This is a genomic window from Ferrovibrio sp. GW821-FHT12B10 (assembly GCF_058807515.1).
Genome location: NZ_JBXAQT010000001.1, coordinates 2,844,772 through 2,863,912, shown reverse-complemented (window position 1 = coordinate 2,863,912; position 19,141 = coordinate 2,844,772). Strand labels below are relative to the sequence as shown.

Genomic DNA, 19,141 nt, shown 5'->3' with positions numbered 1-19,141 from the left:
GTTTGGGATCGGTGTGACCAAACGGAGGCCACTTTGGCGCGAAAAACGCGCCAAAGTGGGCGAAAATCAAAGATGGCTGCTGAGCCGCAGCATCACCACATTTTCGTCAAAATCGCTCGCGGGGATATTGGACTCACGCGTGCGGTAGCTGTAACCGCCCGAGAGGGAGAAATTCCGGTTGATCAGGTATTTCGCCCCCAGACCCGCCAGGTAGTAATCGTCGTCACGGGTGATGCCTTCGAAGGAATCGTTCTGGTACCCCAGCGAGGCCGTCAGGATCAGGTTGCGCAGCAGTTCGTGATCGGCGCGCACTTCACCCCGGGTGCTGAAATAACCTGGCGAGTTGGCCAGCGTGGTTTCTTCGATATCCCGGTCCAGTGTCCCCGTGATGGTGGTCAGGCGCGTCACGTTCCAGGTCAGTTTCATGCCGCTGGCCCAGCCGCTCATGTCGCCCAGACGGGCGTCGCTGTATTTCTGCTGGCGGAAACCGGCATAGGCATCGAGGAAGACGATCCCGGTCAGGTCATACTGTACCCCACCGCCCAGCAGGTAACCGTCGGAGTCACGGTTGAAGCCACCCGTCAGCTTCTCGTATTCACGCGTATTGTAGTTGCCCAGCAGGTAGACCTGCCGCAGCGGGCCGATCTCATAACCGGCCTTCAGGCCAGTCTCATACTGGTCGCGATCGCGGCCGCTCTGGTCCAGCACGGCACCGGCAGCGTTGCGCACGTTCTCATAGCGATATCGTTCGGCCTTGCCGTCGAGGCGGAACTGAAGGCGGTTGAATTCCTTCTCCATCGCCAGATTGCCGCCGGTGACATTGTATTCGGTCGGCTCGACGCCGCCCTGATTGTCGGGCGAGAAGCGCGGTTCATGGCGGACCTGATAACCGGCGCCGCCGAGGAAGCGGAAATCGCGCAGCACATCGACCTTGCCGTCGGCGCTCAGCGTGTAATCGGTGAAGTTTTCGTCATCATGATCCATGTAGCGGACCACGCGGCTGTCGGCATGGAAGTTCAGTGCATGATTGTTCCAGTTCGACCGCAGATCGAGCGTGGGCTCGATCGAGGTGATGAAATCGCTCTTCTCGTTGTTCGGCGTGGCGAAAATATTGCTGTTGTAGCTTTCCTGCACCGACAGATCCGGCAGCAGGAAGAAGCCGCCCAGGCGCACGCCGACAGGGTCGTAATCAGGCCGGCGTCGACCCATGACCGTATCACCGCGATCAACGTCGGTCGGGCTTTGGACATCCTGGGATGCACGCGGGGGCTGTTGGGCCGAGGCCGGCTGACCAGACAGCAACGTCACACTTGCGGCGCTGAGCGCCAGCGCGCTCGCCAAGCTGAAAAACCGCATTCGTCCGCTCCCCCACAAGAAAGATGTTGAATCCCAGTCGCTTATACCACGACTTGGTGATTTGTCGAAACCCGTTGATGCCAGGCCCAGGCCGAACGCACCATGGTTTCCAGGGCGGAATAACGCGGTTCCCAGTTCAAAAGTTGCATGGCCCGTGTCGGGTCGGCCAGCAGGACTGCCGGGTCGCCGGCCCGGCGGGGTTCGATCCGGACCGGAATTGGCGCACCGGTCACCTGCCGGACGACGGTGATGACCTCGCGGACCGTTGTGCCAGCGCCATTTCCCAGATTGAAGGCATGCGCGCCGACGGAGCGGTCCAGATAGCGCAGGGCCAGCACATGGGCATCGGCCAGATCGCTGACATGAATATAGTCGCGAATACACGTGCCATCATGAGTGGAATAATCGTCGCCATAAATCGCGATATGGTGCCGCTTGCCGGCCGCGACCTCCAGCACCAGCGGGATCAGATGGGTCTCGACCGGATGCGCCTCGCCGATCTCGGCCGCCGCATCGGCCCCGGCGGCATTGAAATAGCGCAGCGATACGGAGTGCAGATTATAGGCCCGCGCATAGTCCTGCAGGATGCGCTCGATGATCAGCTTGCTGCGGCCATACGGATTGAGTGGCAACTGCGGATGGCTTTCCGGCATCGGCGTCATTTCCGGCTCGCCATAGACGGCGGCGGTGGAGGAAAAGACGATGCGGTCGATGCCGTTGCGACGCATGCCATCGAGCAGGCTGATACTGCCGCTGACATTACTGCTGTAATAGATCGCCGGATCGGTGACGGATTCACCCACGGCGATTAGGCCGGCCAGGTGGATCACCGCCAGTGGACGGTATTTCTGCATCACCTGGTCGAGCCGCGCACCGTCCAGCAAGTCGCCCATTTCAAACGGCCCCCAGCGCACCGCCCAGGCATGGCCGGTGCACAGGTTGTCGTAGGTGACAGGCATGAAGCCCGCCTCGAAAACGACTTTGCAGACATGACTGCCGATATAGCCAGCCCCACCTGTGATCAGCAGGGCCGGCCGGGCATGATCAGCAACGACCATAGCTGTCCACCAGGCGGACGATATCGTCCTCACCCAGGTAGGCGCCCGACTGCACCTCGATCAGATGCAGCGGCAGCTTACCTGGATTCTCCAGGCGATGCGCCGCGCCGATCGGGATATAGACCGATTCATTCTCACGCAGCAGCAGGCTTTCCTCATCCCGCTGTACCAGCGCCGTGCCACAGACCACCACCCAATGCTCAGCACGGTGGTAATGCTTCTGCAGGCTGAGCTTGGCACCCGGCTTCACGGTGATGCGCTTGACCTGGAAGCGGTCACCGGCATCGACCGAGCGATACGATCCCCAGGGGCGATAGACCGTGCTGTGTGACACCGACTCCGAGCGGTTGCGCTGCTTCATCTGATCAACCAGTCGCGACACCTCGTCGACCCGGTCGGCCTTCGCTACCAGCACCGCATCGTCGGTTGAAACAACCACGATGTCGTCGAGACCGATCACGGCCAGCAGCTTGTCCTCGGTGCGCAGATAGGAATTGTGCACGTCCCGGCTCAGGACGTCGCCACTCACCACATTGCCATCCCCGTCTGCATCGACGGCCTCGCGCAGCGCCTTCCATGAACCCAGATCGCTCCAGGCCATATCCACCGGCACCACGGCGGCGCTCTTGGTATGCTCCATAACGGCGTGATCGATCGACAGCGCCGGTGCCTGGCGGAAAGCCTCAGCATCCAGACGGAAGAAGTCCAGATCCTCCTTGCCGCGATTCACGGCCTGTACACAGGCCTCGTACATATCGGGATGCAGGCGTTGCAACTCATCCAGGTAGCGCTTGGCCGACATCAGGAAGATACCGCTGTTCCAGCAATAGGCACCGCTTTCGACATACTGAGTGGCCGTCGCTACATCCGGCTTCTCGACGAAGCGGTCGACGACACGCACATGGTCGCTGCCACCCAGCAGCGGACCAACCTTGATATAGCCGTAGCCCGGCTCGGGGCGCGAAGGTTTGATGCCGAAAGTCACCATGCGGCCCTCGGCGACCGCCGCAAGACCTGCCTGCACGGCGCGGTGCAGTTCTTCCGGCGCACCGATAGAATGATCGGCCGGCTGCACCAGCATCACGGCCTGCGGATCCTGCTCGATCAGCCACAATGCCACGGCCGCAAGAGCTGGCGCAGTGTTGCGGGCGGCCGGTTCTAGAATGATCTTCTGCGCTTCATGGCCGGCTTCGCGCAACTGGTCGTCAATCAGAAAACGATGATCATCGTTACAGATCACAACCGGATCGGCAAAACCCAGAGTCTTGCCACTGCGGCGCACCGTTTCCTGCAGCAGGCTGCGTTCCGACATCAGCGGGAGCAATTGCTTGGGATAAGCCGAGCGCGACAACGGCCAGAGGCGCGTTCCCGATCCGCCGGCCAGGATAACCGGATGAATGCGGAAAGTGGTTTGACCCAAAACCCGGCTGGATTCGATCACGGCATTCATTGTCGACCTCATGATGACAGGGGAAGGCCGTCCGACTATGTCGGCGCCCCTGGGGTCTAGCCAGTGATCAAGCTGTGTCTGCTGCACTGCGAATTGTGGCAGAATTTAGCGTATGGCCGGCAGAATGATCCGCACACTCAGGCCACCGCCGATGCGATTGACCGCATTGATGCTGCCGCCGATGGCTTCCATGTTGCGGCGAACGATCCACAGGCCGAGGCCGGCATTGTTCGATGTGCTGCCATCGCTATGCGTCACCTGATGGCGGCCAGTCTTCGGCCGAAGTGAGTAATACCGGTCGAAGATATGATCCACCTTCCGCGGATCGACGCCCGGCCCCTCATCATCCACATGCAGATGCAAGTTGCCGCCTTCACGGAACAGGTAGACCGCAATCGTACCGCCGGGCGGTGAAAAGCTGATGGCATTGTCGAGAATATTCTCCAAGGCGATATCCATCACACCGATACCGGCACGCAGAACAGCGTTTTCCTCCAGCGTGCGCACCAGGCGAATATCGCGCTCGGCTAGGATGTCGCGATAGCGCAACAGGGCTTCAGCGACCACCTGGGTCAGGTCGATCGGCGGGCGCGGCGCATCGATTAGATCGGCGGTATTGTGATCGAAGCGCTGGGCGGCATTGACCATGGCATTCAGCCGGCTGAGCGACGCCTCGATCAGGCTGACTGCCCGCACCGCGCGGCGGCTGTCTTCCGGCAAAATGCGTTTAATTGGTTCCAGCGAAGCCTGGATCGTGCTGAGTGGGCCCTTGAAAGAATGCGCGTTATCTTCCGCAGTCTGGCGGATGTCCTGGGCAATATGGCGCAGGTCACGTACCAGATGATCGAAATCCATCGCAACGCTGGTCAGCTCGGGTACGACATTGCGATCGGCAAAGGAATACTCGGTCATGCGTCCCTGGCGGATTTCGCGGGCGACGCGGCGGAAATGATGCAGGCTGCGCCAGACGCTAACGGCGATCAGCATGGCGAGTAGTGCGAAGGCGAAATAGATCGCCGCGGCAATCCGGATTTCACGGGTCTGCCAATAGGATCTGCCGATCGACACGTTGACGAATTCCGAAGTCGGATGCGCCGAGATCAGCACCCAGCAGCCCCAGCGCGACTGGATCGGCAGGATCGAGGTCATGATTTCTTCATGACCATCAGCCTGGCGGTAGCGGATGTCAGTGGGCTTGTCCCAGGCACAGCTTTCGGCCAACTGCGAAAGGATGCCGCGCTGCGCCAGGGTCTCCAGCTCAATGCCGATCTGCTCTGGGCGCGCCTCGGGGGCCGAGGCGATATAATAGAAGTTGCCTTCCCCGCTGCCGGTGGTCGGTGGACGGAACATCACTTTCAGCAGGGTGCGGCCATCATTGAACCGCTCCAGTTCGCTGTTCAGCGACTTGTGTGGCGGCCCGTCCGCACGATCCAGGATCGGCGCCAGCGCCTGCGCAATCAGCCAACTGCGCTGCTGTATGCCACGACTGACAAGGTCACGCCGCTGCTTATCAGCGCTTTCGAACTGTCCATATAGGACAATGGGAAGCGCGATGAACACCGCGATCAGGGCAACCAGCTTGATCGTCAGCGATGCGCCGTAACGGCGCAGCGACAGACCCTCAGCTGGCCTGTTGTGCAGCCGTGCGCCAGCGGTAGCCGAAGGCGAGGAAGTTTTCGATTTCCCCGAAGTCAGCGTCGATGGCTCTGAACTTGTTACGGATGCGCTTGATGGAGGAGCGGACATTGGTGCGATACCCGTCTTCGCCGGCGCCAGCAATGAAGCCAGCATGATGGACACAGTCGTATATGGCCCGGTAGGTCGCATACTCGCCTGCGTTCTGGACCAGCAGGTGCACGATGTTGAACTCAACCACGGTCAGATTCACATCGGTGTCGCGCCAGTAGGCACGGCTGATTCTCGGCCGCAACACAAGGTTGCCGCTTTCAATCAGCTCTTCGTTTTTCTGCTCCGGCAACTGCTTGCCGGCCTTTACGATCAGGTTCAGGCGCTTGGCCAGAATCTCGGCGCCCCGCGATTTGTTGACGAAGTCCACCGCGCCATTCTCCAGCGCGGCATTCTCATAGGTAGCGGCCAGCATGCCAGTCAGGAACACCACCGGCACCATGATGCCTCGACGGCGGGCCTGGCCTAGCAAGTCCAGGCCGGTCACACCCGGCATGCGCCAGTCCAGCAGCATCACATCGCTGCTGTTGCCTTGGGCGAAATACTCGAACATGGCCGTGCCGTCAGGCATGGGGACGACATGGAAGCCAAGATCGGTCAATTCGCCGCTGATGGCCTCGCGATAATCGTCATCATCATCCACCAGAACAACGCGGATGCCATTGCCCTGCGCGGTGGTCAGCTCATCTTGCGCCGATACGGGAGCGAAGGCCTGCGTTGCATTGACGTTTTCTCTGTTCAGTTCCGTCATTGCCGTTCACCTCATAGCTGAGAACTCGGAATACCTGGGTATTAACGTCTGGATAGAAGGACACATCGAGGGTGCATTGGTCGTAGCGGTAGCGCATCACCTTGCCGGGCGCGCGCGCCTCTTCCGCCGTCGGAACTCCGAACAGCTTCTGCGTCTGGTCGATATCCATACCGATCAGGTTGCCACCACGGGCACCGGCAGAATCGGTTGAGATGGCGGGAACAGAAGCCGACGCCACCACGGCAGGATTGCCCTGCTTGGCGGCTTGAGTCTTGGCCGTTACAGGCCGCGACGCACCCCCGGATGTACCCATGGGCCACTGGCGCGCGTCGCAAGCCGCGAGGGCGAGCAGGCATGCGCCGAGGCCCAGCCACTTCGATCCAAATCCTTTCGACCCAGACAAAACAGCCTGTCCGGTCAGTGATCGGCCGTCTGCGGCCATAAAAGCCTCCCGTCATGTGTAGGAGCCATAACTGGCCTCCTTACCGCATGCCGCCTAATACCATTGCACCGCTCGCCCTTACGGCTCGCAGCGTTTCCTTCCCGAGTTTCCCCCTGAGGCCCGTCAGACTGCGCTGACGGTGTATCGGCTTGAAATCCACGCAAACAACGCGCTGGCAGAGCGAAAGTTCTCTGAAATCAAGCCGGTTCGATCACAAATCGATCATCGGACCACCGCACGATCTTATGAGCAGGTCCTTTTGGTTCAAGATCGGTGAGGCCATTCTGTGGCTGGGCCACAGAATGATCACACAGGACGCACACTGACAGACTGTCGGGAACACGCGATTACCACACACGGCGGCCTTCGTTTTTTCCATGATGAAGCAGTCTTAAAGCCCCCAGACCGCTTCATTCAAAAACGATCAGGAGTTCACGATGGTCTCGCATAAGTTCGATTTCGGCATCCTGCGCGAATACGATATTCGCGGTATCGTGGGAAAAACCCTGCATCTCTCCGATGCCCAGTTGCTCGGCCATGCTTTTGGCACACTGGTACGACGTCATGGCGGACGCAGCGTGGCGCTGTGCCGTGACGGTCGCCTGAGTTCTCCGCAAATCAGCCGTGCTTTTTCCAAGGGCCTAAAGATGGCGGGTGTCGATGTGCTGAGAATCGGCCTCGGCCCGACGCCAATGCTGTATTTCGCCGAACATCATCTGCAGGCCGACGCCGGTGCGATGATCACCGGCTCACACAACCCGCCCGATTATAATGGCTTTAAGCTGACTATCGGCGGCAAGACGATCTACGGCGACGACATCCAGAAGATCGGCCAGATCATCCGCGACGGGAATTATTCCACCGGGCTTGGCCGCACCCATCGCCGTGCAGTCAGCGGTGCCTATGCCATGCGATTGCTGCGCGATGCTGATCTGGCCCGGCCGCTGTCGATCGCCTGGGATCCCGGCAACGGTGCCGCCTGCCCCATCATCGAACGCATCACCAAAGGCCTGCCCGGTCGCCATGTGGTGCTGAACGGCGATGTGGATGGCACCTTCCCCAACCATCATCCCGACCCAACCCTGCCCGAGACGCTCGAACAGCTCCGTGAAACCGTGCTGTCACAGAACCTGGACCTCGGCATCGCCTTTGATGGCGACGGCGATCGTCTCGGCGTGATCGACAACCGAGGCAATGTACTCTGGGGCGATCAGTTGCTGATGATCTGGTCGGAGGAAATCCTCCGTCGCCAGCCCGGCGCCACCATCATTGCCGATGTGAAGACCAGCCAGAGTCTCTTCGATACCGTCGAACGCCTGGGCGGCAAGCCACTGATGTGGAAGACCGGTCACTCACTGATCAAGGCGAAGATGCGCGAGACTGGCGCATTGCTGGCCGGCGAAATGAGCGGCCATGTCTTCTTTGCCGACAAGTATTACGGCTTCGACGACGCGCTCTATGCCGCAATCCGGCTGATGAACATCGTCTCCAAGGGCCCGCGCAGTCTGGCCGATCTCTATGACCGCCTGCCGAAAAGTGTCAATACGCCTGAATTGCGATTCGAGGTCAGCGAGGAACGCAAATTCCCGATCATCGAACAGGTCCGCAATCGCTTGCGCGCTGCCAATGCCGATGTGAACGACATCGACGGCGTGCGGGTCAAGACCGAAGATGGCTGGTGGTTGCTGCGTGCCTCTAATACTCAGAATGTTCTGGTTGCGCGCTGCGAGTCCAAGGATGAAGCCGGCCTGGAACGCCTGAAGCAGGCACTGGGCAAGCAACTTGCCGGCGCCGGTATTCCGGCAGGCGAGATCGACGGCATCCTGCATGATGGCGAACCAAGCCATCGCCAGCATAGCGCCGGTGTCTCGGCCGTCGCCTGATCGACAAAGGGCCGGCTGCTGATTCCGCCGCCGGCCCTTTTCCCTTAACCGATACTCATCAGACTGGCATTGCCGCCGGCTGCCGCCGTATTGGTGCTGATGCTCCGTTCGGCCAGCAGCCAGTGCAGCGGGTAATCACCATTCGCATCCGCCGTATGAATCGGCAGCACCGTCCGCGCCCGCTCGGCCACTGCCTGCGCCAACTGACGCAGAGCATCACCATCGCCCTCGAACAGGATGGCCGCTGCCACATCCGCTTCTCCCACGGATACCAACGCCCGCAGATCCGCCGGCAGACTCTTGATCAGGGCGGTATGCGGCATGTCTTTGCCGATCACGACGCGATTGCCCGTGGCGAACACGACGCCGATCTGAGTCAGCAGGCCGTCTTCACTCTGCGGCCGGCAGAAAATATCGCCGCGCGGCAGTAGGGCATAGAGGTTGCGCTCACCTACCGGACCTGGCAGTTCAGTACTAAAGCCGAGTGGGCTGTGCGCCATGACGGCCTTGCAGCGTTCAGCCATGGCCACGTGACCCTGCCTGGTCAGCCAGGCTAGATAGGTGCGCGCCGGTGCATACTCACCTTCGCCCCGTGTCAATGTTGCCGGCGCCGAGGCCAGCAGACGGTTGATATAAAGTGGCCCGCCGGCTTTCGGCCCCGTGCCGGACAGGCCATGCCCACCAAAGGGCTGCACACCCACCACTGCGCCCACGATGTTGCGGTTCACATAGAGATTGCCAGCTTCGACCTGCTGCGTCACATGGGCAATCGTCTCGTCGATGCGGCTGTGCAGGCCGAAGGTCAGGCCATAACCGGCCACATTGATTTCTGCGATCAGGGCATCCAACCGATCGCGCCGGTAGCGCACCACATGCAGCACCGGGCCAAAGATTTCATGCTGCAGGTCCGACACGCGATCCAACTCGATCAGGGTCGGCGGCACGAAGGTGCCCTGCTTGCCCTGTAGCGGCAATTGCTCGATGCGACAGCCCTTGGCGCGCATCTGCTCGATATGCTTCAGGATCGACTGCCGGGCAGTTGCCGTGATCACCGGGCCCACATCGACCGATAACCGGTCTGGCGATCCGACGGCGAGCTCCGCCATGGCGCCTTTCAGCATGGTCAGCATCGTATCCGCCACATCCTCCTGGATACAGAGAATGCGCAGCGCCGAGCAGCGCTGGCCGGCGGAATCGAAGGCCGAGGCCAGCACATCGCCCACCACCTGCTCGGGCAAAGCTGATGAGTCGACAATCATCGCATTCAGGCCGCCGGTTTCAGCAATGAATGGCACCGGCCGGCCATCGGGATTGAGCCGCTCGGCCAGCTGCGCCTGGATCAGCCGCGCCACTGCAGTCGATCCGGTGAACATCACGCCGCGAATGCGCGCATCGGCCACCAGCGCGGCCCCGACATCGCCCTCGCCCGGCAGAAGTTGCACGGCCGCAGGCGGAACGCCGGCTTCCCACAGGATTTGCACGGCCTGCGCGGCAATCAGTGGCGTTTCCTCCGCCGGCTTGGCCAGCACCATATTACCGGCCGCCAATGCCGCCGCGACCTGGCCCGTGAAGATCGCCAGCGGGAAATTCCATGGACTGATGCAGGCAACCGCGCCTAATGGCCGGTGCGTGTCAGGCGAAAATCCTGTCACTGCATCGGCGTAGTAGCGCAGGAAATCGACGGCCTCGCGCACCTCGGCAATCGCATTGGGCAGCGACTTACCCGCCTCACGCACGATCAGGCCCAGCAATTGCGGCATGCGCGTTTCCAGCAGGTCGGCGGCGCGGCGCAGGCATTGCGCGCGCTCCTCGGCCGGCGTTGCCTGCCAGATCTGGCCGCCAGTCACGGCACTGTCGATGGCAATCTTCACCACCGCGGCATTGGCATAACTCACCATGCCGACGACATCGCTGCGGTTGGCCGGGTTGCGCACCGGGTGCGCGGTTCCCTCCACCGCGCCGGCGGCCAGCATCGGGCCGGCGCGATAGACCATGTCATTGCCGGCGAGCAAGGCCGCCGACAATGAAGCCAGACGCTGCTCGTTCGACAGGTCTATGCCGGCCGAGTTCTGACGTGCACCCAGTATATCGCGCGGCAGCGCGATCTTTGGATGCGGCGAACCCGGCGGCTCGATGGCCTTCGCCATATCGACCGGATCGGCGATCAGGTCATCGATGGCAATCTCGGCATTGGCGATCTGGTTGACAAAGGAGGTGTTCGCGCCGTTCTCCAGCAGGCGCCGCACCAGATAGGCCAACAGCGTCTCATGCGTGCCAACCGGAGCATAGATGCGGCAGGGCCGGTTCAGCTTTTCGCGACCGACCACCTCCTCATACAGCGGCTCACCCATGCCATGCAGGCACTGAAACTCGTACTGGCCGGCATAGTAGTTCGCACCGGCCATCGCATGAATGGTGGCCAGCGTCTGGGCGTTATGGGTGGCGAACTGCGGATAGATCGCGTCCGGCACCGCCAGAAGCTTGCGCGCGCAGGCCAGATACGACACATCCGTATGCACCTTGCGCGTATAGACAGGGAAGCCTTCCAAGCCATCGACCTGCGCACGTTTGATCTCGCTGTCCCAGTAGGCGCCCTTCACCAGACGCACCATCAGGCGATGGCCACTGCGCCGGCCCAGATCGATCAGCCAGTCGATCACGAAGGGTGCGCGTTTCTGGTAGGCCTGCACCACAAAGCCGATGCCGTTCCAGCCGGCAAGATCAGCGGCGAAGCAGAGCGCCTCCAGCAGATCGAGCGATATTTCCAGACGGTCGGCCTCTTCGGCGTCGATATTGAGACCGATGTCGTAATGCCGTGCCAGTAGGGTCAGCGCCTTCAGGCGCGGCAGCAGTTCGGCTTTCACGCGCTCAAGGTTGGCGCGGTTATAGCGTGGATGCAGCGCCGACAGCTTCACCGAGATACCCGGCCCTTCATAGATGCCGCGGCGCGCCGCGGCCCGGCCGATGGCATGGATGGCCTGTTCGTATTCGGCGTAATACCGTTGCGCATCGGCCGCCGTGGCCGCCGCTTCACCCAGCATGTCGTAGGAATAGCGGAAACCCTGCGCCTCGAATTTTCGGCTGTTGGCCAGCGCCTCGGCAATCGTCTGACCGGTGACGAACTGCTCCCCCATCATGCGCATGGCGATATCGACACCTTTGCGGATCAGCGGCTCGCCGCCTTTGGCGATCAGCTTGGTCAGTGCCGTCGACAGGCCTTTGCCGCTGCTGGTTGCCGCCAGCCGTCCGGTCACCAGGAGCCCCCATGTGGCGGCGTTCACGAACAGCGACGGGCTGTGGCCCAGATGCGCTTCCCAGTCACCGACGCCGATCTTGTCGCGGATCAGCGCATCGCGGGTGGCGCGGTCAGGGATGCGCAGCAGTGCTTCCGCCAGACACATCAGCGCCACGCCTTCCTGGCTGGACAGCGAATACTCATGAATCAGTGCTTCGACGCCGCCGCCCTCACTCTTGCCGCGCAGGGTTTCCACCAGTCGACGTGCCAGCTGCTGCGCTGAAGCGAGCATCGGCTTGGGCAGCGTGGCTTCGGCGAGCAGCAGCGGCAGGCATTCCGGCTCGGGCCGGCGATAGGCGGCCGTGATCTTGGCACGCAGCACGCTCTGCGGCTGAACCGTCTGGGCGAATTCAAGAAACGGCGGGGCCGCGGCATCGGCCGGCACGTCCAGCAGATCGATAGTGGATTTGCCGCCGCCCAGCAGGTCGTCCAGTGCATCGCCGCGCTCGACCCGATCCAGGATGGAGAAAATGCCCTGCTTGATCAGCCAGTGCGGCGAGCGCCCGATACCATCGGCCGCGCGCTTCAACCGCATCCGCAGGTCTTCGTCGATCTTCACGCCAATGGTCGTCACGGGCACGGCCGTTCTCCCTGAATACATACGTTTCCACGCTGCCCGCCAGGCGCAACCAAGTCAATCATTCAGGCGCAACCCAATTGGTCGCCTTAACGAAAAACTGGGTTTTCCAGCTTTTTCTTATAAAATGTTCTCGTTTTTTGTACTGAATTTCAGAAAATTCGCGAATTTAAAAAGAACATATTGCGCTCAAACTGGATCAAGATTAGAACATGAGAACATTCTGATCCGGAGGCCCGACATGACCCGCCTTGCCACCATTGAACGTCTGCGTGACCGCCTGTCCCATCTGGCCTTCGAGAACGCCTTCCTGAATCCGGGCGGCAACATGCGGTTCGGCGTGACGCAGATCGATCGCATCCTGCCGGGTCACGGCCTCGCCTGCGGCGGCCTGCATGAACTGACTGGCGACTACAGCGCCATCACGGTTTTCCTGGCGGCGCTCACCAGCCGCAATCCGCGCCAGCAGCCGGTGCTGTGGATCACGCCCGACCAGCAGCTGAAGGCGCCGGCGCTGGCGCGTCAGGGCCTGGATCACCGCCGCCTCACCATCGCCTGGACGCATCGTCCGGCCGACCGCCTCTGGGCCATGGACCAAAGCCTGCGCGAACTGGGCTACGGCGCCGTGATCGGCGAGTTCGACAGTCTGGATGAAGCCGACATGCAGCGCCTGCAGCAGGCTGCCGCCCGCAGCAACAGCGTCGGCATCGTGGTGCGGCGTGATCGCCAGCCCTCGGCAACGGCCGTCACCCGCTGGCGCGTTGATGCGGCGCGCAGCGACGGCAAGCTCACCTGGCTACAGGTCACACTGGAGCGCAGCGGCAATAGCCGCAGCGGTTCGTGGCTGCTGGAATGGAATCCGGAAACCCACAGCTTCCGTATGCTGGCCGACATGGCACAGCAGGACTTCGCCGCGGCGGCGGAATAACCCAATCAGTGACCGATGCCGCGCCGGATCTGTATCCGGCGCTCCAGCACGGACTTGACCACCAGCGCGATCAGGGCGATCAGCGTCAGCGTACTGGCGGCAGCAAATGCGCCGGCCGCGTTGTAGTCGTGATACAGCAGCTCGACCTGCAGCGGCAGCGTATTGGTCTCGCCGCGCACGTTGCCCGACACCACTGAAACCGCACCGAACTCGCCGATGGCGCGCGCCGCGCACAGCACAGTGCCGTAAAGCAGCGCCCAGCGGATATTGGGCAGGGTCACGCGCCAGAAGGTCTGCCAGCCGCTGGCGCCCAGCGTCACGGCCGCCTCTTCCTGCTCGGTGCCCTGCGCCTGCATCAGCGGGATCAGTTCGCGCGCCACGAAAGGGCTGGTGACAAACAGCGTGACCAGAAAAATCGCGGGCAACGCGAACATGATACGCAGGTCCAGGGTCTCCAGCAGCGGGCCGAGCAGACCCTGTCCGCCATAGAGCAGAATGTAGATCACGCCGGCCACGATCGGCGAGATCGAGAAGGGAATCTCGATCACCGTCAGCAGCAGCTTCTTGCCACGGAACTCGAACTTGGTGATCGCCCAGGCGGCAGCGACGCCGAACAGGATATTCACCGGCACGACAGCCACCGTGACGATCACGGTCAGCAGCACCGCCTGCAAGGTTTCACGGTGCAGGATATTGGCGATATAGGTATCCAGCCCCTTGGAGAAGGCCTGGGTGAAGATCACGACCACCGGCACCAGGATGAACAGCAGGGTCAGCAGCATGCCGGCGCCGATCAGCAGACGCGGTAGCCAGCGTCCGTTCTGGGTCGGCTGATAGGCTGAGACGACCATGTCAGACCACCTTCCGGCGGTAGCGCGTCTGCCAGGTCTGGATGACATTAGTCAGCAGCAGAATGGCGAAGGCCGCAACCAGCAGCACCACGGCAATGGCGGCGGCGGCCGGATAATCGAACTCTTCGAGCCGGATGAAGATCAGCAGCGCGGCGATCTCGGTCTTCAGCGGCAGGTTTCCGGCGATGAAGATCACGGCGCCGAACTCGCCCAAGCACCGTGCAAAGGCCAGCGAGCAACCGGTGAGATAGGCCGGGAAGATCGCCGGAAAAATCACCTTGCGGAAAATCGTGCCGCGATAGGCACCCAGCGTGGAGGCAGCCTCTTCCACATCGGGCTGGATATCCTCCAGCACCGGCTGCAGCGTGCGCACCACGAAGGGCGCGCTGGTGAAGGCCATGGCGATGGCGACACCAGTGATGGTGTAGACGACCTGAATGCCGGCGCCATCCAGCACTTGGCCATACCAGCCGTTTTTGGAATACAACGCCGTCAGCGCAATGCCGGCCACGGCAGTAGGCAGCGCGAACGGCAGGTCCATCAGCGCGTCGATGAAGCGTTTGCCGGGAAAATCATAACGCACCAGAATCCAGGCCATCAACAGGCCGTAGAAAGCATTGAAGACCGTGGCGAGCGTGGCGGCCGCCACGGTGATCTCCAGCGAGGCCATGGTGCGCGGGCTGGTGATCAGACGCCAAAAGCCGCCAAAACCGATCTCGGTCGACTTGAGCAGGAGGGCGGCCAGCGGCAGCAGCACGATCACCGCCAGATACAGCAGCGTGCAGCCGATGGTGATGCCGAAGCCGGGAAGCACATGCCGGACGCGAGGTCCGGCATGCTGTGTCACTGTCTTCACAACACTATGCCTTGAGAATCACGATCAGCGGTTAACGAACACCTGATCGAGGATGCCGCCCTCGGAGAAATGATCCTTGGTGACCTTCTCCCAGCCGCCGAAGACATCGTCCACCGTCACCAGCTTCACGGCCGGGAATTGCGCCTTGTACTTCTCGGCGATCTTGGCGTTGTGCACACGGTTGAAATTCTTGGCCAGAATTTCCTGGCCGGCCTCACTGTAGAGGAACTGCAGATACGCCGTCGACACTTCGCGCGTGCCGCGCTTCTCCGCCACCTTGTCGACCACGGCGACCGGGAATTCGGCCAGCACGCTGAGCGACGGTGTCACCAGGTCAAAACCCTTGTCGCCATATTCCTTACGGATGCCATTGGTCTCGCATTCGAAGGTGATCAGCACGTCGCCGATCTCACGCTCGACGAAGGTTGTGGTCGAACCGCGGCCACCGGTATCGAAGACCGGCACATTGGCCAGCAGCTTCTTCACGAAATCCTTGGCTTTGGCCTGATCGCCCTTGTTCTGCTCAAGCGCGAAGGCATAGGCGGCCAGATAGGTGTAGCGCGCATTACCCGAGGTCTTGGGATTGGGGAAGACCGACTTCACGTCCGGGCGGGCCAGATCGCCCCAGTCCTTGATGTTCTTCGGGTTGCCCTTGCGCACCAGGAAAGCCGGCAGCGAATAGAAGGGCGAAGCATTGTTGGGGAATTTCTTCTGCCAGTCCTTGGCGACGAAATTGCCCCGGTCGGCCAGGATCTGCACGTCGGTGAACTGGTTGAAGGTCACCACATCGGCCTGCAGGCCTTCCATGATCGAGCGCGCTTGACGAGAGGTACCGGCATGCGACTGCTTGATCTCCAGCGTCTGGCCGGTCTTTGCCTTCCATTCGGCGGCAAAGACCGGATTGATCTGCACGAACAACTCACGCGCCACGTCATAAGAGACGTTGAGGATGTCGATCGGCTTGTCCTGCGCCATGACAGGCGAAGCGGCAATGGCGAAAGCTGCCGCGAGGGTGGCGATACGGATCATGACGGATTTCCTTTTTTGGGTATTCAGTGCGTCAGGCTGAGGGCTGCGCGGTTTTCGATAGCAGGCTGCACACGGGCATGCGGCGGCGCGAAGATGCGCCCGCGCAGGATCTGCAGGCGCACGGTATCGCCCCGGCGCAGAGGCCGTTCGCGCACAGATTCACGCGACAGCTCCACTTCCACAGTACGGTCCATGCCTGGCAGCTCCACGTCGTAACGGAAGCTCGGGCCGTTCGAGGCGGTGCCCGCGATCCGCGCGGTGGCACTGCTGTCAGGCAGCAAGCCGATCTCATGCGGACGCACGAACAGGGTGACATCGCCGTCTCCGGCGGCAATCCGGCCGACGGCAGTGGCATCGGCATTGGGCAGCACCAGGCGGCCGTTCTGCAGTGCCGCTGGCAGTTCATTCACGCCCCCGAGGAAGCGTGCCACGAAAGGACTGGCCGGATGCTCATAGATTTCATCGGGCGTGCCGACCTGTTCGACACGGCCCTCGCCCATCACCACGACACGGTCGGCCAGTTCGAAGGCTTCTTCCTGGTCATGGGTGACGAAGATGGTGGTGGTGCCAAGCTGTTCATGCAGCTCACGCAGCCAGCGACGCAGATCCTTGCGCACGCGGGCGTCCAGCGCACCGAAGGGCTCATCCAGCAGCAGAATCTTGGGCTGGATCGCCAAGGCGCGCGCCAGGGCCACGCGCTGGCGCTGACCACCGGAGAGCTGCGACGGATAGCGATTGCCCAGGCCGCTGAGCTGCACCAGGTCCAGCAGCTGATCGACGCGGGTGGCGATTTCGTTTTCGGCCGGACGCTGATCGCGCGGCCGCACTTGCAGGCCGAACGCGATATTGTCGGCAACAGTCATATGCTGGAACAGCGCGTAATGCTGGAACACGAAGCCGACCTGGCGGCGCTGCGGTTCAAGCGACAACCAATCAGCGCCATCCACCGTCACCTGCCCGGCGTTAGGCCAATCGAGGCCAGCCAGGATACGCAGCAACGTGGTCTTGCCCGAGCCCGACGCACCCAGCAGGGCGATCAGTTCACCATCGGCGATCTTCAGATCGATGCCACGCAACACCGGTGTGCTGCCGAACTGCTTCACAATGCCCTGAATGTCGATGGTCATGACCCTGGAACCCTTCATGCGCCTGCGGACCCACCCGGTTGGCCGGGAGGGAGAGTTCCACATATATGGCGGAGCGTCAATTTTTTTAACTACGATTTATTGTTAATTTAATTTTTTAACAATTATTGTATGTTTAATTTGGAAAATAAACCTCCAATGCCGCATAACATATTGTAATTAATTGAATTCATATGTTGAACCGGCCAGCCACAGCCACCCAAACCATCCGGATTTTCAGCCCGCGCGCGCTAATCCCGGAAGCGGCTGTGTGGTTTCACCGCTGCTGGTGCGGAAACGCAGCCGGGCCATGGTACCGCCGCTGCCCATGCTGCTGACCTCGATGATCCCGCCGATCTGATCGGCCAGGGTCTGGGTCAGCTTCATGCCGGAATCGCGGCTGCGGGCGAGCGGCAGGCCGATGCCATCATCCATCACCGTGATCTCGGCTTCCGTCTCCCAGCGCAGCAGCGTGATGGCGATACTGCCGGCGCGGCCATCGGGGAAGCCGTGTTTCAGCGCGTTGGTCAGGAATTCCAGCACGATCAGCGCGGCCGGCACCGCCTGCTCGAGCGCGACTTCGACCTTGTCCGTCTCGCATCGCACCAGGATGCCCTGCTCCGGTGGCACGATGCCCGGATTGTTGGCCATGGTGCGCAAGAAGGCGCCCAGATCGATCTGCGAATACTCCGCCGTGTTGTAGAGCAGGTTGTGCACTTCCGAGATCGCCCAGACCCGTTTACCGATTTCCTTCAACATGGTGGCGGTATCCCCCGCCGGCGCGCGGCTGCGCGTGTAGATCAGGGCTTGGATCATCTGAAGATTATTGTGAATGCGATGATTCATTTCCTTGAGCAGCGTTTCCTTGAAACCGGCGGCGCGGCGCGCGTCATCCAGCAGCTTGCGGTCGAATTCCGCCACCTGGCGCGCACGATCCGCCTCGATGCGCCGCAGGACTGCGGAAAGCGCGATCGATCCCAGCAGCGCCAGGCTCAGAAGGAAAACCACGATCGGCGCCATGTCGGTGGCGACGCTACGCGCCAGGGCTTCACGCGAGAAGCCGTGAATGGCATAGAGCGGGAAATTCTCGATCTTGCGATATGCATAGATGCGACCAATGCCATCCATATAGCCCGGCGCCTCGAAGATGCCGGAATCGGCATAGGCGATGGCGCTCATCACTGGGCCATCGGGCCGCATGATCGCCGTCGGCGCATTCGGATCGGGCCGAACCAGCAGTTTGCCATCGGCACGCAGCAGGAAGGCGGCCGCATCGGGGCCGGCACTGATCGCAGACAGGAAATCGGTCAGCGCCTTGATCTCCGTGGAGGCCGTCGCAACGCCATGGAAACCGTCGCCAGACAGGCGTCGTGCCACCATCAGGGTGTCGAGCCGGCTGGGCAGCAGTACGATGCGATCAAGGTAAAGCGGCAGATCGCGATCGCGCAGGGTGGTGAAATACTCGCGCTCGCTGATGTCGAGCACCAGCGGATAGGTCCGGCTGCCGGCACGCGCATGGCCATCGGCACTGACCACGCCCAGACTGGTGGTGAATTCGAGACCCGCATCCAGGGTCCGCAGCTTGCGGTGCAGCGTCTCTTCGCTGGCGTCCGGCTCTTCAGAGACAATGTTGTCGATCTGTATGAGCAGCAGTTTCTGGCTCTGCAGGATGCGCAGAACATATTCGCTGATCAGCGCCGTGTTCTGACGCGACCTTTCGATAGCGACAGCGCGCTTGTCGGACCAGACCTGCCACGCCCAGACCGCCGCGACGGCCAGCGGCAGCAGGCCAATGCTGATGCGGAGCCATCGCAGCGACGGCGCGTACTCTGCTACTCGCCAAGGCATTGCAAGA

General features: G+C 61.6%; 14 protein-coding genes. 2 read left to right on the top strand and 12 right to left on the bottom strand.

From position 1 onward, the window contains the following. Positions 1–66 precede the first annotated feature (66 nt). The 6 genes from AC1RRT_RS14420 to AC1RRT_RS14395 all read right to left on the bottom strand — a co-directional run bounded on the left by AC1RRT_RS14420 (position 67) and on the right by AC1RRT_RS14395 (position 6,743). Positions 67–1,209, bottom strand: a complete 1,143-nt coding sequence (locus tag AC1RRT_RS14420; RefSeq protein ID WP_493014503.1) for an outer membrane beta-barrel protein — start codon at positions 1,207–1,209, stop codon at positions 67–69. A 188-nt stretch (positions 1,210–1,397) separates the two neighbouring features. Then, positions 1,398–2,414, bottom strand: a complete 1,017-nt coding sequence (galE, locus tag AC1RRT_RS14415; RefSeq protein WP_493014502.1) for a UDP-glucose 4-epimerase GalE — start codon at positions 2,412–2,414, stop codon at positions 1,398–1,400. Continuing rightward, the gene (locus tag AC1RRT_RS14410; protein ID WP_493014501.1) at positions 2,401–3,864 is read right to left on the bottom strand and encodes a mannose-1-phosphate guanylyltransferase/mannose-6-phosphate isomerase; all 1,464 of its coding nucleotides are present in this window, start codon (positions 3,862–3,864) and stop codon (positions 2,401–2,403) included. Before AC1RRT_RS14410 ends, galE begins: the two co-directional genes overlap by 14 nt. A 105-nt stretch (positions 3,865–3,969) precedes the next feature. After that, positions 3,970–5,424: a sensor histidine kinase gene (locus AC1RRT_RS14405; RefSeq protein ID WP_493014500.1), complete on the bottom strand. Its 1,455-nt coding sequence runs from the start codon at positions 5,422–5,424 to the stop codon at positions 3,970–3,972. Positions 5,425–5,485: 61 nt separating this feature from the next. Beyond that, positions 5,486–6,301 (bottom strand): response regulator transcription factor, encoded by an 816-nt coding sequence (locus AC1RRT_RS14400; protein ID WP_493014499.1) that lies wholly within the window; start codon positions 6,299–6,301, stop codon positions 5,486–5,488. After that, positions 6,234–6,743, bottom strand: coding sequence for a hypothetical protein (locus AC1RRT_RS14395; RefSeq protein ID WP_493014498.1), 510 nt, complete (start codon positions 6,741–6,743; stop codon positions 6,234–6,236). Before AC1RRT_RS14395 ends, AC1RRT_RS14400 begins: the two co-directional genes overlap by 68 nt. Before the next feature lie 437 nt (positions 6,744–7,180). Between AC1RRT_RS14395 and pgmG the strand changes: the two genes are divergently transcribed. Then, positions 7,181–8,626, top strand: coding sequence for a phosphoglucomutase/phosphomannomutase PgmG (pgmG, locus tag AC1RRT_RS14390; RefSeq protein WP_493014497.1), 1,446 nt, complete (start codon positions 7,181–7,183; stop codon positions 8,624–8,626). Between the two features lie 44 nt (positions 8,627–8,670). Here pgmG and putA read toward each other — a convergent pair whose 3' ends face one another. Then, positions 8,671–12,501 (bottom strand): trifunctional transcriptional regulator/proline dehydrogenase/L-glutamate gamma-semialdehyde dehydrogenase, encoded by a 3,831-nt coding sequence (gene putA / locus AC1RRT_RS14385; RefSeq protein ID WP_493014496.1) that lies wholly within the window; start codon positions 12,499–12,501, stop codon positions 8,671–8,673. A gap of 238 nt (positions 12,502–12,739) precedes the next feature. Here putA and AC1RRT_RS14380 point away from each other — a divergent pair, with 238 nt between their 5' ends. Next, complete coding sequence (locus AC1RRT_RS14380; RefSeq protein WP_493014495.1) at positions 12,740–13,426, top strand: ImuA family protein; 687 nt, start codon at positions 12,740–12,742, stop codon at positions 13,424–13,426. Between the two features lie 5 nt (positions 13,427–13,431). On the opposite strand, the gene cysW is transcribed toward AC1RRT_RS14380, so the two are convergent. The 5 genes from cysW to AC1RRT_RS14355 all read right to left on the bottom strand — a co-directional run bounded on the left by cysW (position 13,432) and on the right by AC1RRT_RS14355 (position 19,134). After that, the gene (gene cysW / locus AC1RRT_RS14375; protein WP_493014494.1) at positions 13,432–14,277 is read right to left on the bottom strand and encodes a sulfate ABC transporter permease subunit CysW; all 846 of its coding nucleotides are present in this window, start codon (positions 14,275–14,277) and stop codon (positions 13,432–13,434) included. A gap of 1 nt (position 14,278) precedes the next feature. Beyond that, complete coding sequence (cysT, locus tag AC1RRT_RS14370; RefSeq protein ID WP_493014493.1) at positions 14,279–15,133, bottom strand: sulfate ABC transporter permease subunit CysT; 855 nt, start codon at positions 15,131–15,133, stop codon at positions 14,279–14,281. Positions 15,134–15,157: 24 nt separating this feature from the next. Further along, positions 15,158–16,162, bottom strand: a complete 1,005-nt coding sequence (locus tag AC1RRT_RS14365; RefSeq protein WP_493014492.1) for a sulfate ABC transporter substrate-binding protein — start codon at positions 16,160–16,162, stop codon at positions 15,158–15,160. Between the two features lie 23 nt (positions 16,163–16,185). Continuing rightward, positions 16,186–17,289: a sulfate/molybdate ABC transporter ATP-binding protein gene (locus tag AC1RRT_RS14360; RefSeq protein ID WP_493014491.1), complete on the bottom strand. Its 1,104-nt coding sequence runs from the start codon at positions 17,287–17,289 to the stop codon at positions 16,186–16,188. A gap of 234 nt (positions 17,290–17,523) precedes the next feature. Further along, positions 17,524–19,134, bottom strand: a complete 1,611-nt coding sequence (locus tag AC1RRT_RS14355) for a sensor histidine kinase (RefSeq protein ID WP_493014490.1) — start codon at positions 19,132–19,134, stop codon at positions 17,524–17,526. Between the last annotated feature and the right edge of the window lie 7 nt (positions 19,135–19,141).